The organism is Pseudomonas sp. EA_65y_Pfl1_P113 (assembly GCF_963970525.1).
Taxonomy (GTDB): Bacteria; Pseudomonadota; Gammaproteobacteria; order Pseudomonadales; family Pseudomonadaceae; genus Aquipseudomonas; species Aquipseudomonas tritici.
Genome location: NZ_CAXAQM010000002.1, coordinates 195,609 through 209,000, shown reverse-complemented (window position 1 = coordinate 209,000; position 13,392 = coordinate 195,609). Strand labels below are relative to the sequence as shown.

At 58.3% G+C, this 13,392-nt stretch carries 6 protein-coding genes, 1 tRNA gene and 2 pseudogenes; 7 read left to right on the top strand and 2 right to left on the bottom strand.

All coding sequences use genetic code 11. The features are described 5' to 3' along the window. Positions 1–150 precede the first annotated feature (150 nt). A pseudogene (locus AACY52_RS02965) lies at positions 151–387 on the bottom strand (hypothetical protein); the annotation flags it as partial. A 66-nt stretch (positions 388–453) separates the two neighbouring features. On the opposite strand from AACY52_RS02965, the gene AACY52_RS02960 reads away from it, so the two are divergent. From AACY52_RS02960 to AACY52_RS02930, 7 genes and pseudogenes are all read left to right on the top strand, one after another. After that, on the top strand, positions 454–3,267 hold the full coding sequence (locus AACY52_RS02960; RefSeq protein ID WP_339530191.1) for an ATP-binding protein: 2,814 nt from the start codon (positions 454–456) through the stop codon (positions 3,265–3,267). Next, on the top strand, positions 3,254–4,441 hold the full coding sequence (locus tag AACY52_RS02955; RefSeq protein ID WP_339427535.1) for an EAL domain-containing response regulator: 1,188 nt from the start codon (positions 3,254–3,256) through the stop codon (positions 4,439–4,441). Before AACY52_RS02960 ends, AACY52_RS02955 begins: the two co-directional genes overlap by 14 nt. A gap of 86 nt (positions 4,442–4,527) precedes the next feature. Then, a complete protein-coding gene (locus AACY52_RS02950) occupies positions 4,528–7,695 on the top strand; it encodes an ATP-binding protein (protein WP_339496965.1) in 3,168 nt (1,055 codons plus the stop codon). 21 nt (positions 7,696–7,716) lie between these two features. After that, positions 7,717–8,365: pseudogene (locus tag AACY52_RS02945) on the top strand (response regulator). Positions 8,366–8,474: 109 nt separating this feature from the next. Continuing rightward, positions 8,475–9,065: a fimbrial protein gene (locus AACY52_RS02940; protein WP_339427538.1), complete on the top strand. Its 591-nt coding sequence runs from the start codon at positions 8,475–8,477 to the stop codon at positions 9,063–9,065. A 72-nt stretch (positions 9,066–9,137) separates the two neighbouring features. Beyond that, on the top strand, positions 9,138–9,887 hold the full coding sequence (locus tag AACY52_RS02935) for a molecular chaperone (protein WP_339427539.1): 750 nt from the start codon (positions 9,138–9,140) through the stop codon (positions 9,885–9,887). A gap of 85 nt (positions 9,888–9,972) precedes the next feature. Next, positions 9,973–12,453, top strand: coding sequence for a fimbria/pilus outer membrane usher protein (locus AACY52_RS02930; protein WP_339427540.1), 2,481 nt, complete (start codon positions 9,973–9,975; stop codon positions 12,451–12,453). Positions 12,454–12,945: 492 nt separating this feature from the next. On the opposite strand, the gene AACY52_RS02925 is transcribed toward AACY52_RS02930, so the two are convergent. After that, positions 12,946–13,032, bottom strand: a tRNA-Leu gene (locus tag AACY52_RS02925). Between the last annotated feature and the right edge of the window lie 360 nt (positions 13,033–13,392).

Below are 13,392 nucleotides of genomic sequence, written 5' to 3'. Positions count from 1 at the left end.
TGAAGTTAAAAACGTGTGGGATAAGCATTAAAACTCAGAAACGTTCTATGTTCGCGGCTTAATGCGGCCTGTAGTTTATACCCCCCTATGACTACACGTAATCGTTACCACATGGCCCACAAAACACTGAGGTGACTCACTTCGACTGCACAGTCGCAAGATTGCGTCCGTTAGATGCCTGAGCGTTAGCTTCAAACATTTCCATGGTAATGCTTGTGTTTAATGCAACATCCCCGACGCCATTCTTTAAAAGCCATTTGGTGAAATCGTCTATCACTGCACCGATGGCATGCTGATGGTGAGCAACAAAGTCAGCGCATCCGCCGTAGCGATCTTGGATTGGGAGTTATCTGGCCTGGGTTCCCTCTTGGACTTTTTGTAACCAATCTACTTCATGTGAATAATAAGGTTCGTCTGATTTTTCCAGCATCTGGCCTCCCCTAAAGTGCCGGAATGAGATTAAAAAACTACCTCCATCAGATCAGCCCGATCCTATCCTCGCCCAATGCCGCGCGTCGTCTGCTGCGCATTTTTGCTATGGTGCTGCTGGTAGGTATTCTCGGCGGCGTGTACAGCTTCCTACTCTTTACCTTCAAGAATGAAGTGTCCCAGCGGCGCAGCTACATGAGCAGCGCAATCGCCGAAGCGCATACCTTTTTCACCACCCGGGAAGCGCTGCTGGAAAGCCTCAGCCTGTCGGCCACGCGTATGGCCAACATGAACCTGCCAGTCTCCGAAGAAGAAATCCGCCTGCTCCTTGGCCAAGCGCCGGGACACCAATGGAGCATCTGGCTGACCCAACGCATGCGCGACAATCTCAAGGCTCGGCAACTCAACCTGGTCTATGTCAGCAGCGGCCCCCAGCCTCAAGTGTGGCGCCTGTACAACGCGACGTCGGTGACCAGTGCTTTTGGACGGGCCACGCTTGAGCATCTGCAGACCCTCGAGCACCCCAACAGCGACAACCTGAAGGAACTCTGGCTGACCCACGCCTCCGACGGGCACTCGCAGTTATACATATTCATCCGTCTGGACGAGCGTGACATCAACTCCGGCTGGCTCGGTCTGGAAATGGACGACCGTGAAATATCCAGCGCCTTGAGCGATCACAGCGCCGGCGAGTTCACCATGTTCAATTCGCAGGGCATGCCGCTGTTCAGCAACAGCCACAACCCGCCGCCGGGGCAGAACCTGCCGTTGGTGCAGCAAAAGGATTTTTTCGGTTTTGTCGGTGACGGCTGGCTGCCTGAACAGTTGGTGTTACGCAAGCAGCTGAAATCGTCGGATTGGCAACTCATTTACTCCATCGATCTGCTGGCGGTACTGGGAGCACTGTGGCCGCAAATACTTGGCGCGCTGCTGTTCTGCCTGCTGAGCATCAGCCTGGTGTACCTGCTGATCCGGCGTCTGGAACACCGCGTTATCAACCCGGCGATTCACCGGATCCAAGCGTTGGTAGAAAGTGAGCTGTTCAGCCGCGACGTGATCCAGACCGCCCCGGTGGCACTGTGCGTGCTGCGCCGCACCGACGCTAGGGTGGTGCTGGAAAACACCCTCGCCCGACAATGGTTGGGCTGCCGTGGCGAACAACTGGGGCCGGGCTGGATTCGCGCGGCGTTTGACGAGCATGAACCCACTCTCACTGATTACTTCGCGAGCACCGATGGTCGTCACCTATACCTGAGCTGCGCGCCGACACGCTATAAAGGCGAAGACGTGTTGCTTTGTGCCTTCAGCGACATCAGCGCACGCAGGCAAATCGAAGCGGCGCTGGAACAGGCTCGCCAGTCGGCCGACGCCGCCAATGAGGCAAAGACCTTGTTCCTCGCGACCATGAGCCACGAAATCCGCACACCGTTGTACGGCGTGCTGGGTACCCTGGAATTGCTCGCGCGCACTCAACTCGATACCCAGCAGAAAAGTTACCTGCAAGCCATCGAAGGTTCATCCGCCACCCTGCTGCAATTGATTTGCGACGTGCTTGATGTGTCGAAAATCGAAGCCGGGCAACTGGCGCTGGAATTGATCGAGTTCCGCCCGACGACGCTGGTACAGGAAGTGGTACAAGGCTACGCGGCAGCGGCGCAGAGCAAAGGCCTGCAACTGTACGCCTGCCTAGACCCGCAAACGCCGGAACGGTTGATCGGCGATGCTAGCCGTGTGCGGCAGATCCTCAACAATCTGCTGAGCAACGCGGTCAAGTTCACCGATTCCGGGCGTGTGGTACTGCGGGTCAAATTGCTTGGTCGAGAAGGCGAACGGGTGTTCCTGCAATGGCAGATCTCGGACACCGGCAAAGGCATCGCTCATGATGATCAGGCGTTCATTTTCGAACCGTTCTACCAGACTGAAGGCAACACCAACGTGGTGGCCGGCACGGGCCTGGGTCTACCCATCTGTCAGCGGCTGACGCACTTGATGAACGGCACCCTGCGCATGGTCAGCGAACCGGGGCTGGGCAGCAGTTTTTCCTTGAGCGTACCGCTGGAACAACCCTCAAACAAAACCTCACCGGCCGTCGTGCCGGCATTGGCGCCGGACCTCATTTACGTGGTTTCGCCCGTGCGCGAACTGGCAGAAAGTCTCAGCGGGTGGTTGCGGCGCTGGGGCGCCCGTCCGCAGATTGGCGCACCCGATTGCACGGAACCCGACACCAGCGCTGTGCTGCTTGAGCTGTATCCCACGCCCTTCGAGCAACGTCCCGGCCAGGCATGGGACGGGCCGCGGGTGCTGGCCAGTGGCGATGGCGCCCATGAGCCGCAGTTCGGCGCAGGTGGCTGGAAGGTCAATCTGAACGATCTGGTGGCGATCCAGCGCGCCGTACGCCAAGCGCAAGGCGGTCAGATTCTCCCTCCCCCCGAACAACGCGAACCCCATATGCTGCGTCCATTACACCTGCACATTCTGGTGGCCGAGGATAACGTCATCAATCAACTGATCCTGCGCGACCAGCTCGAAGAACTGGGTTGCGCGGTGGCGTTGGCCCGCAATGGCGAAGAGGCCTTGTCGCTTTGGCGTGAGGGTGAGTTCGACATTGTCCTCACCGACATCAACATGCCTCAACTCAACGGCTACGAACTGACCGCAGCCCTGCGCGGCGCGGGTTGCGTCACTCCGATCATCGGTGCCACCGCTAACGCTCTGCGCGGCGAAGATGCCCTGTGTCTGGCGGCCGGAATGAATAACTGTCTGGTCAAACCTTTTACGTTGCGAGCCTTGTTTGCGGCCCTGGCTCCTCACGAAAGAGTCGCTCATGAAGCCCTATAGCATTTTGATAGTCGAAGACCACCCTTTCCAGCACCGATATTTGCAGAATCTGTTTAACGAGTTGGGCAATTTTGAGGTACTCGGCGCCCGAGACGGCGAAGCCGCACTGGCCTGCCTGAAACAGCGTGACTTCGACCTGGTACTCACCGACCTGCTAATGCCCGGCATGGACGGCGTGCAGTTCATTCAGGGCCTCGCTGCGCAACGTTCGCGCCCCGCACTGGCGATCATGAGCGCGGCCTCGCGACGGATGTTGATGGGCGCCAGTCTGGTTGCGAGTAATCTGCAGGTAAAAGTGATCGGGCTGATTTCCAAACCGGTGACCACCGCCGCTCTGTTCTGCCTGATCAATCAACTGCAGGCACTGCGCCAGTCGGTTCCGGTCGAGGCCCGCGAAGGCATCGACTGCGAGCGTATTTTACACGCGCTGGACAACGGTGAACTGCAAGCCTGGTTCCAGCCCAAGAAAGCCCTGAACAATGGCCGCATCGTCGCCGCCGAAGCCCTGGTGCGCTGGATTCATCCCGAGCATGGCACGTTGCTGCCAGGCGAATTCCTCCCGGAGTTGGCCGCGTGTGGCTTCGAAGAGCAACTGTTGTGGCGAGTGTTAGAACAAGCGCTTGCCGCCCAGGCCTGTTGGCGCCAGCAGGGCTATGACATTCCGGTCTCGATCAACCTGCCGACGCACCTGCTCAACAGCCACGACTTGCCCGACCGTATCCACGAGTTCGTGCTGGCCCATCAAGGCTTGCCGGCACGGATCTGTTTCGAACTGATGGAGTGCTCGGTGCCCGACGACATCAGCAACTTCTATGCCGGTGCCTGCCGCTTGCGGATCAAGGGGTTCGACCTGTCCCAGGATGATTTCGGCAAGGGTTACAGCTCGTACATGAATCTGGTGTCAGCGCCGTTCACTGAATTGAAGATCGACCGCACGTTGGTGCAAGGCTGCAACGCCAATGAGGAGCTGGCCCAGGCCCTGACCAGCATTGTCAGCCTAGGACGGCAGTTGGGTCTGACGGTGGTGGCCGAAGGCGTCGAGACCGCGCAAGAACTTGCTATGCTGCGTAAAATCGACTGCACTCAGGTTCAGGGTTTCCTGATCTCCCACGCCGTGTCTTCGGATCAATTCCAGCAGTTGCTGACCCATGACGGGCCGGCGAACGCGTACTGACCCGCAAGCGGGTGTTGACAACTGTCACTTGCTATCGAAGTCACTGTGCTCAAAGGCCCGCTTATCTCTACTGCCCAGGTCCACTGATGCCACATCCCAATGCTTTCATGGAAAAGCTCGCCAACAGCTCATCGCGCCTAAACAAGACGTTGCTGGTGCTCGGCGCCCTGTTGTTGCTGTTGCTGGGCATCAGTTACGTGGGGGTCAAGCGCATGGTTGAGGAGCGGCGCGATACCGTGCAGTTTCACTTTACCCGACTGATGGAGAATGTCCGCGAACAGGAAGTTTTCCTGCAGGATATCGCCCGGGAAAGCGCCAAGGGTGAGCGACTGCCCGCGGCCCTCTTGCCGCCCTACACACAAAAGCCTCTGCCTGATGAAGGGCGGAACATTTATGAGGGCCGCGGCCTGCCGTTTTCGCTGCCTTACAGCCTGAAGATCAATCCGGACAGGATAGCCCCCAGCCAATACCGGAAAATCTTTGCACTCGGCACCCACCTGGCCGCTTACTACAGCGCGTTCTGGTCAGCGTCGCATTATCAGTCGCCACAGGTCTTACTGGTCAATGGACCCGACAATTTTGATCTTGCCGTACCTTCTGCCGGGCGCTTGCGCGGTAACGGACAGACGCAGATCGGCCATCTGGTCGACGTGATGACCCAACTGAACAAGCGTCTGCGCGGGCAGAACTTGCCGCCGCCGGATCTTCAGGTGCGCTGGGAACCCTATGTCTCTGCCGAGGATGACAAGAGCGCGCCGCCCCTGCTGGCCTACGTGAATATCAATCTGGCCAGCACCGCGCTGACCGTCGAAGGTGCCGATACCTGGGTGGTATTGGGCTCGCTGATGAACCTATCTCAGGTCAATAACATCGAGCGGCTGATGCAATGGTCGATCTACGACGACTTCACCTTGATCAGCCCACGCGGCGTAGTCTTGACCGGCGCCGTGAAACCCGACGATTTGCTGGATGAAGGGGTGAACTTCAAGCGTGACGGCCTGGTGTTCAAACTGAGCAGCCCCGGCGAGCAACACTGGACGGCAATCTACGTTATCAGTGTGCGCAGTTTCCTCGATTACGCACTGTGGCCTATGCTATGTCTGGTTGCACTGGTTCTGGCACTGCTCGGTTGCAGCCGGGCGATCAATCGCTGGTACCAGACGCGGGTCATCATGCCCGCACAAAGTGCGCTCGCAAGCATCGCCGAAAGCGAGGCGTTCAGCCGCGCAGTAATCGACACGGCGCCAACCGGCCTGTGCGTTATCCGCCGCAGCGATCACCATGTACTGCTGCAAAACCAGCGCGCCCGACAGTGGCATGACAACGGCCAGTTGATGAGCCTGCTCACCTCACGCACCGACCCCGGTCACGCCGACCTTGAGCTCCACGGGCGCCACCTGCACGTCGCCTTCGTGCCCACTCGCTACCTGGGCCAGGATGCCTGGTTATGTGCGTTGCATGACGTCACCCGGCATGTCGAAGATGCCGCAGCACTGGAGGACGCGCGCGAAGCCGCCGACTCGGCGAATAAGGCCAAGAGTCGTTTCCTCGCCACCATGAGCCATGAAATCCGCACACCGCTGTATGGTGTACTCGGCACTCTGGAACTGCTCGGTCTGACCCCGCTCACCCCGCGTCAGGAGAACTACCTGCAGACAATCCAGCGCTCATCCGCGACGTTGTTCCAACTGATCAGCGATGTGCTGGATGTGTCGAAAATCGAAGCCGGGCAGATGACCCTCGAACTGCAGGAATTCTGCCCGCTGGAACTGACCGAAGACAGCGTGCGCACCTACAGCGCCTTCGCCCGTTCCAAAGGCCTGCAACTGTATGCCTGCATCGACGCGACGCTTCCGGATCGGTTGCGCGGTGACCCGATACGGATTCGGCAGATTCTCAACAACCTGCTGAGCAACGCGATCAAGTTCACCGATAACGGTCGCGTGTTACTGCGGGTACGGATGCTGGAAAGTGTCGACGGCCGCGCCAGCGTGCAGTGGCAGGTCAGCGACTCGGGTGTGGGGATTTCTCAGACGCAACAACAGCAGCTGTTCGATCCCTTCTATCAGGTCAACGACGCCACCGAGCAGGCGGGTGCCGGACTGGGTCTGGCCATTTGCAAATGGCTGTGCGAGCTGATGGAAGGCCAGTTGAACGTGGTCAGCGAACCGGGACTCGGCAGCAGTTTCACTCTGCAACTTGCGCTGGAACACGCGCCCGGCGAGCTGGCCGATTGCCCGCCGTTCAGCCCCGCCTCCCCCGCTGTCTACGTGCGTGCGCAGGTCGCTGAGCAGGCGCAACACCTGATCGCCTGGCTCAACCGATTCGGCGTCGATTGCCGGCCGCTGACGCCCGATACCTCAGCGTCATCGGCGCTGCTGGTCGAGCTCGCACCTTTGGCCAGCACCAGCGCCTGGTCCGGGCCGAGGATCATCGCCACCACGGATGGCCCCAATCCAGCGCACTTACGCGGGATCGATCATCACGTCGACGCCCACGATGTGCGCGCGATCGCCTGGGTGGTTTATCTGGCACAACACGGCGCTAGCAGCGACAGTCAGCCTGCAGCGGCGGAAAAGCCCCGACCATTGAAGTTGCACGTGCTGGTGGCAGAAGACAACGTGATCAACTCGGCCATCATCAAGGAGCAACTGGAGGTGCTGGGCTGCTCGGTGGTCGTCGCGGCCAATGGCGAACAGGCTCTGGCGCAATGGACACCGGGGCGCTTCGATCTGCTGCTGACCGACGTCAATATGCCGATCATGAACGGCTATCAATTGGCAACGGCGCTACGCCAACTGGACCAGACCCTGCCGATCATCGGCGTCACCGCCAATGCCCTGCGCGAAGAAGGTCAACGCTGCGCCGCTGTCGGCATGAACGCCTGGATGGTCAAACCGCTGAACCTGGCTACCTTGCGCACGCATCTGGAAAAACACTGCAAAATCGCCTTGCCGGAAGCAGCCACGGCACCGATCCAGCTGTCGGCGAAAATGCGCGAACTGTTTGTCACCACCCTGCGTCAGGACATTCACACCACCCTGACGGCACTGGACAGCGCCGACGCCCATCGCGTGGCGCAGCAACTGCACAGCATGGCTGGCGCGCTGGGTGCAGTGCAGATCGAAGCCATGGCCACAATTTTTGTCGAGCTGGAGTGCCGTTTGCACGGCATGGCCGTGACCAGCGCCCTGGACCTGGAAGTCCGCCAGAATCTGGCTCGATTGAACGATCTGTTGGATACCCTTGAATAATTTCACTCTGGATAATCACCCATGGAAACGCTCAACGTTGTCATTGCCGATGACCATCCCATCGTTCTTGTGGGGGTGCGTGAGCTGGTTGAGCGTGACCGACGCTTTCGCGTGGTGGGCGAAGCCGTTTGCTCCAGCGAACTGATCAACCTACTCGAAACCCGCCAGGTGGATCTGGTCATCACCGATTTCAACATGCCCGGCGACTCGACCTACGGCGACGGCCTGAAACTGGTGGAGTACCTGACGCGGCACTACCCCGGCGTCCGCGTGCTGGTGCTGACGATGATTTCCAACCCGCTGATCCTGACGCGCCTGCAAGAACTCGGGGTGCTGGCGATCATTCAGAAAAACCAGCTGCACAACGAAATCGAAACAGCGCTAAAGTCTATTGCCCGGGGTAATCCGGTGCGCAGCAACGGCCCGCCGCCGACTTCGGTGCTCGTCGACAACGCTGATCTCGACGAACGCTTTACCCGACTGTCACCCAAGGAACATGAAATATTGCGTTTGTTCGTTTCGGGAATGGGCGTCAATGATATAGCCCGGAATTTGAACAGAAGCGCCAAGACCATCAGCACGCAAAAAAATATCGGCCATGCGCAAACTTGAAGTCAGCAGCGATCAGGACTTGCTGGTTTATTGCATAGAACGCAACTTGTTCAACTAACTGGCAATCATTCGCCAGTTAAAGACGACTTCTAGGAATCGTCTGATGCTCCAGAAAAAGTTCGCGTTATATCGTGTTGTTGCTTGAATCCCAACCATTGGAAAACAACATGAAAAAGCTGACTCGCGCACTTCTCGCACTTTCGTTCATCGCCGCTTCCAGTCATTCACTGGCAGCCGATCCGGTTACACCCACCAAGGCTGGCAGCGGCACGATCAACTTCACCGGCAACATCAACAACGATGCCTGCTCGGTTGAAGGCATCGGCAAAAACAAAACCATTTCGGTCGACATGGGCGAAGTGTCGATCAAGGACATGGGCACCGCCACTGCGCCTAAAGGCAACGGCACCCTGAGCGTCGAGAACTTCGACATGAAGATCAACTGCAATGCCGGGACCAAGGTTGCAATGATCTTCGAACCGACCAAGGGCGCAGGTTCGGGCATCGTTGCTGGAACCAAAGTGCTGAAGCTGATCGACGGTCTTGGCGCTGCGAAGAACATCGGTATCGCCTTGCTCGACTCCAACGGCGCGTTGATCGACCTGAGCTCGCCGTCCACTGCGAAGATCGAAAATACTCTGCAAGACAGCAACACCACGCTGAAATTCTCGGCCGCCTACGTTACCACTGGCGACGTGAAAACCGCCGTTGCCGGTCGCGGTGACGCCACCCTGCCGTTCACGCTGCAATACGAATAACCCGCGCGAACACTCACACCTGGTGCAGGGCCGGCCGGCCCTGCACCCTCAATCAACAGCGCGGTAGCCCTTATGTTTTATCGTCACTCATTGTCCCTTTGCGCGGGCCTTTTGGGCCTGCTCGTGACCAATCAGGCCATGGCCGGCATTTCCTTGAGCAGTACCCGCCTGGTCTTCGACGGCCAGCACAAGGAATCCGGAATCACCGTGCGTAACAGCGGTGCAGATGTATTGATTCAGTCATGGATCGACACCGATTCCAGCGAAACCGCCGCCGTACCGTTTGCCGTCACCCCACCACTGGTGCGCGTCAGCGGCGACGAACAGCAGATCTTGCGTGTGATCTACGAAGGCGCTGGCATGCCGACCGACCGCGAGTCGGTGGTCTGGCTCAACGTGCAGGAAATCCCCCAATCTGCGAAATCCGCCAACACTTTTCAGCTGGCTGTGCGCCAGCGCATCAAGGTGTTCTTCCGCCCGCCGGCACTGAAAAACAACGCGTATCTGGCACCAAGTGAACTGACCTGGCGCCTGACCGAACGCGCCGGAAAGAGCCTATTGGTGGTGAACAATCCCGGCCAGTATCACGTGTCGATTGCCGATATCAATCTGCAATCCGGCGCAATCAACGAACAGCCCTTTGATTCAATGATGATCGCGCCCGGCGAACAGAAAGAGTTCAGCCTAAAACAACTTCATAACACCAATACAGCACGCCTGTTATTCAGCAGCATTAATGACTACGGCGCACAAGACCGTTATAGCGCGCAACTTTCCAGCAGCGCCGATACTCGAGCCCGTTTGAATAAAGAAGCACCATAACTTTCGCGCCGCTGTCATGGCCACACTTTCACTGTATTTCTCTTCGCTCCGTTAGTTCGTATCGGAGGTGATATAGGGTTCCTGAATGTTTTTACTCAAATGCGACAGATGGGCGCCATTTTCAGTCGCACTGGTTATCAGTTGCACCTGCCTTGCCGATGACGAAGAACAATTCAATACATCGTTTCTGCAAGGTGCTTCCTCCTCTGTCGACCTGCAATCGCTGCTCGCCAGCAGTCGCGTGCTGCCCGGCATTTACCGGGTCGACCTCTACGGCAACAACACATTGGTTGGCCGACGCGGTATCGATTTCCGTCGCCATCCCGGTACGGGCAAGGTCGAGGCCTGTCTGACCCTGGAGATGGTGCAGCAACTGGGTGTCGACATCGGCAAACTGCAGGCCGCTGGCAAGCTGCTCGGCGATGACCCGAACGCCTGCGTCGATCTGCCCGCGTTGATCGATCACGCTACCGTCCGTTATGACGTGCCGCGTCTGCGGCTGATGGTCAGTGTCCCGCAAAGCGCCATGGAGCGTGGCCGACGGGGTTACGTCGACCCGGCGCTGTGGGACGAAGGCGTACCCGCTGCGTTCATCAATTATCAGTTGAGCAGCAGCCGCAACAGCACCCAGGCCGACAATACCGTGTCCAACAACCTCGGCTTGCGCAACGGGATCAACCTCGGTGGCTGGCGCCTGCGCAACGAATCGAACTTCAACAGCAGCACCGGCCGCCCCAGCACGTTCAAAAGCAACCGCAGTTACCTGCAACATGACGTAACCGCCGTGAAAGGCCAGTTCAGCGCCGGAGATATTTTCTCCGATGCCGACCTGTTCGACAGCGTGCACTACCGCGGCGTGAAACTGGCGTCCGACGACGGCATGCGTGCCGACAGCGAGCGCGGTTATGCGCCAGTGATTCGCGGCATTGCGCAGTCCAGCGCGACCGTGGAGATTCGCCAGAACAACTACATTCTCTACAGCGCAAACGTGCCGCCGGGGCCGTTCGAGATCAGCGATATCTATCCCAGCGGCTCCAACGGCGACTTGGAAGTGACGATTATCGAAGCCGATGGTCGGCGCCGAGTGACGGTGCAAGCGTTTTCCAGCCTGCCGATCATGGTCCGCCAGGGCCAGTTGAAGTACAGCGTCTCGGCCGGCCAGTACAACAGCAACAGCGAAGATCAGAAGACCCCGCAGTTTGTCAGCAGCACACTGGCGTATGGCATCAGCAGCAACTTGTCCGGGATTGTCGGGGTGCAGGCCACTGACAACTTCAAGGCGCTGTCCGTCGGCGCTGGCCGCAATACCGCTATCGGTGCGATCTCACTGGACTTGACCCACTCCATGAGCAACACCTTCGGCGAAACGGTCACCGGCAACAGCTTGCGTGCCCTATATGCGAAGACGTTCACTGGGACCGACACCAACTTCACCCTCGCCGCCTACCGCTACTCGACCGAGGGCTATCGCACCCTCACCGAGCACGTCGAGGAGTTGAGCCGCGATGGCCAGCAACGTACCGGCAACTCGAAAACCCGTACCGACCTGACCGTCAATCAGAGCCTGGGGCGCAACCAGGAATATGGCAGCGTCTACGTGAACGCCAGCGACCAGCGTTACTGGGGGCGCGGAGGTTCACAAAGTCTGTCGGCCGGTTACAGCAACTATTGGGGGGATGTGAGTTACAACCTCGGCGCGACGTATACCAAGGATGTCGGCAATTACGGACCGGCGAACAACGACACACTGGTCAACCTGTCGGTGTCGTTCCCGCTGGGTTCCAAGCCCCGCGCTCCTCGGGCGTTTGTCTCGGCCAGCACGCAGAAATCCAGCGACACCACGCAAATGGGCATCAACGGCTATCTGTCGGAAGACAGCGACACCTATTACTCGGTACAAGCCGGCAACAGCAGCACCGGTGGCAGCTCCGGTTCGGTCAACCTCAGCACCCGCACCTCGATGATGGATATCAGTGCCGGTTACAGTCAGGGCCGCGGTTACCACTCGCAGAACCTGAACCTGGCAGGTTCGATCGTCGGCCATGCCGGCGGGATCAACCTCGGACAAACCGTGGGCGAGACGTTCGCACTGGCCCAGGTCGAAGGCGTGGAAGGAGTGAAAATCGGCAGTTTCACCGGGGCCAAGACCGGCAGTAACGGCTTCGCCGTGGTGCCCAATGCGCAGCCCTATCGCGTGAACTGGATCAATCTCGACACCCGCGATCTGGGCGGCGATGTCGAGATCGACAATGCGACCCGGCAAGTGGTGCCACGCCGCGGTGCCGTGGTGCTGGCGCGCTACACCAGCAAGACCGGACGCCGCGTGCAGTTCGCCTTGTTCGACGCGCAGAACCAGCCGATCCCATTTGGCGCCTCGCTAGAAGACAGCGCCGGCAAGCAACTGGCAATCTCTGATCCGGGCGGCAAGGCACTGGCGCTGGTGGAAGCCGACACCGGTACCCTGATCATCAGTTGGCAGGGCCATCGGTGCGAGGCGTCTTACTTATTGCCAGAGCGTAATAAGGCTTTGAATTATGAAAAGGTCTCACTTTCATGTACTAGGTAATCATTTTCCGGACGAGATCTTTGCCAGAGAGATCCTAGCCATCTTGGAGTACGCAAAGCTCGAAAAAAGCCGCGTTTCACAAGCTCTGACACAAACCATACTTACCTTTGCATACGTGGCCGAGCTTTATATGAATGAGGTGGTTCCCACGAAAGCCCATGCCACCCAGAAGGACAACGCGCGCGAACTGAAAAATCTTCTCCTATTCTTCAACGAGCCACCGGCCCCTCTAGAAGCAATCGAACCGAAACATGTCAGCCAGCAAAAGCGGCCACGGATAAAGAGGAGTCAACAGGGAACATCAGAGAAGCTCGAGACCAACTTGAGCACACCACCGTAGGGATGACAGAACGGTACATCCGTATGCGAGAGGGCATGAAGGTCACCCCTACGAGGTGACTAACGGTCACGAATGGCGGAAAAGATTTTTTGATTGCGGAAAAAAGAACTAAGGGCTTGCATGAGGTATGTCATGCAAGCCCTTGATATTCATGGTGCCCGAACCCGGAATCGAACCGGGACGCCCTTACGAGCGGGGGATTTTAAGTCCCATGCGTCTACCAGTTTCGCCATTCGGGCGGCAGCGCGTGTTGCAGGGTTGGGAATATATAGATCCAGTCGCGTCGACGCAAGGTCGCAAGGCAGCTTTCTTACACCACGACACAGGCGAAAAAGCTCGTTAGATCAGTGATCTAGATGAGGATAACGAAGGAAAAACTGAGATTTTCGTGCCTCGATGCGTTGCCCACTCTGCTATCTTCACGCCCTCGCAACGAAATGCAAGCAACGCAGAATGGACTCACGCAGGGCTCGCAATCGCCACAGCCTTCTGGCCTCCCAGAGCAACAAGGATGTAATGGCTGATGAATAACGCCCCTGCCTGGGTGAAAATACTCTCCAGATGTGTGACACCCGATAAGACCGGAGAAGGCCTGGCTG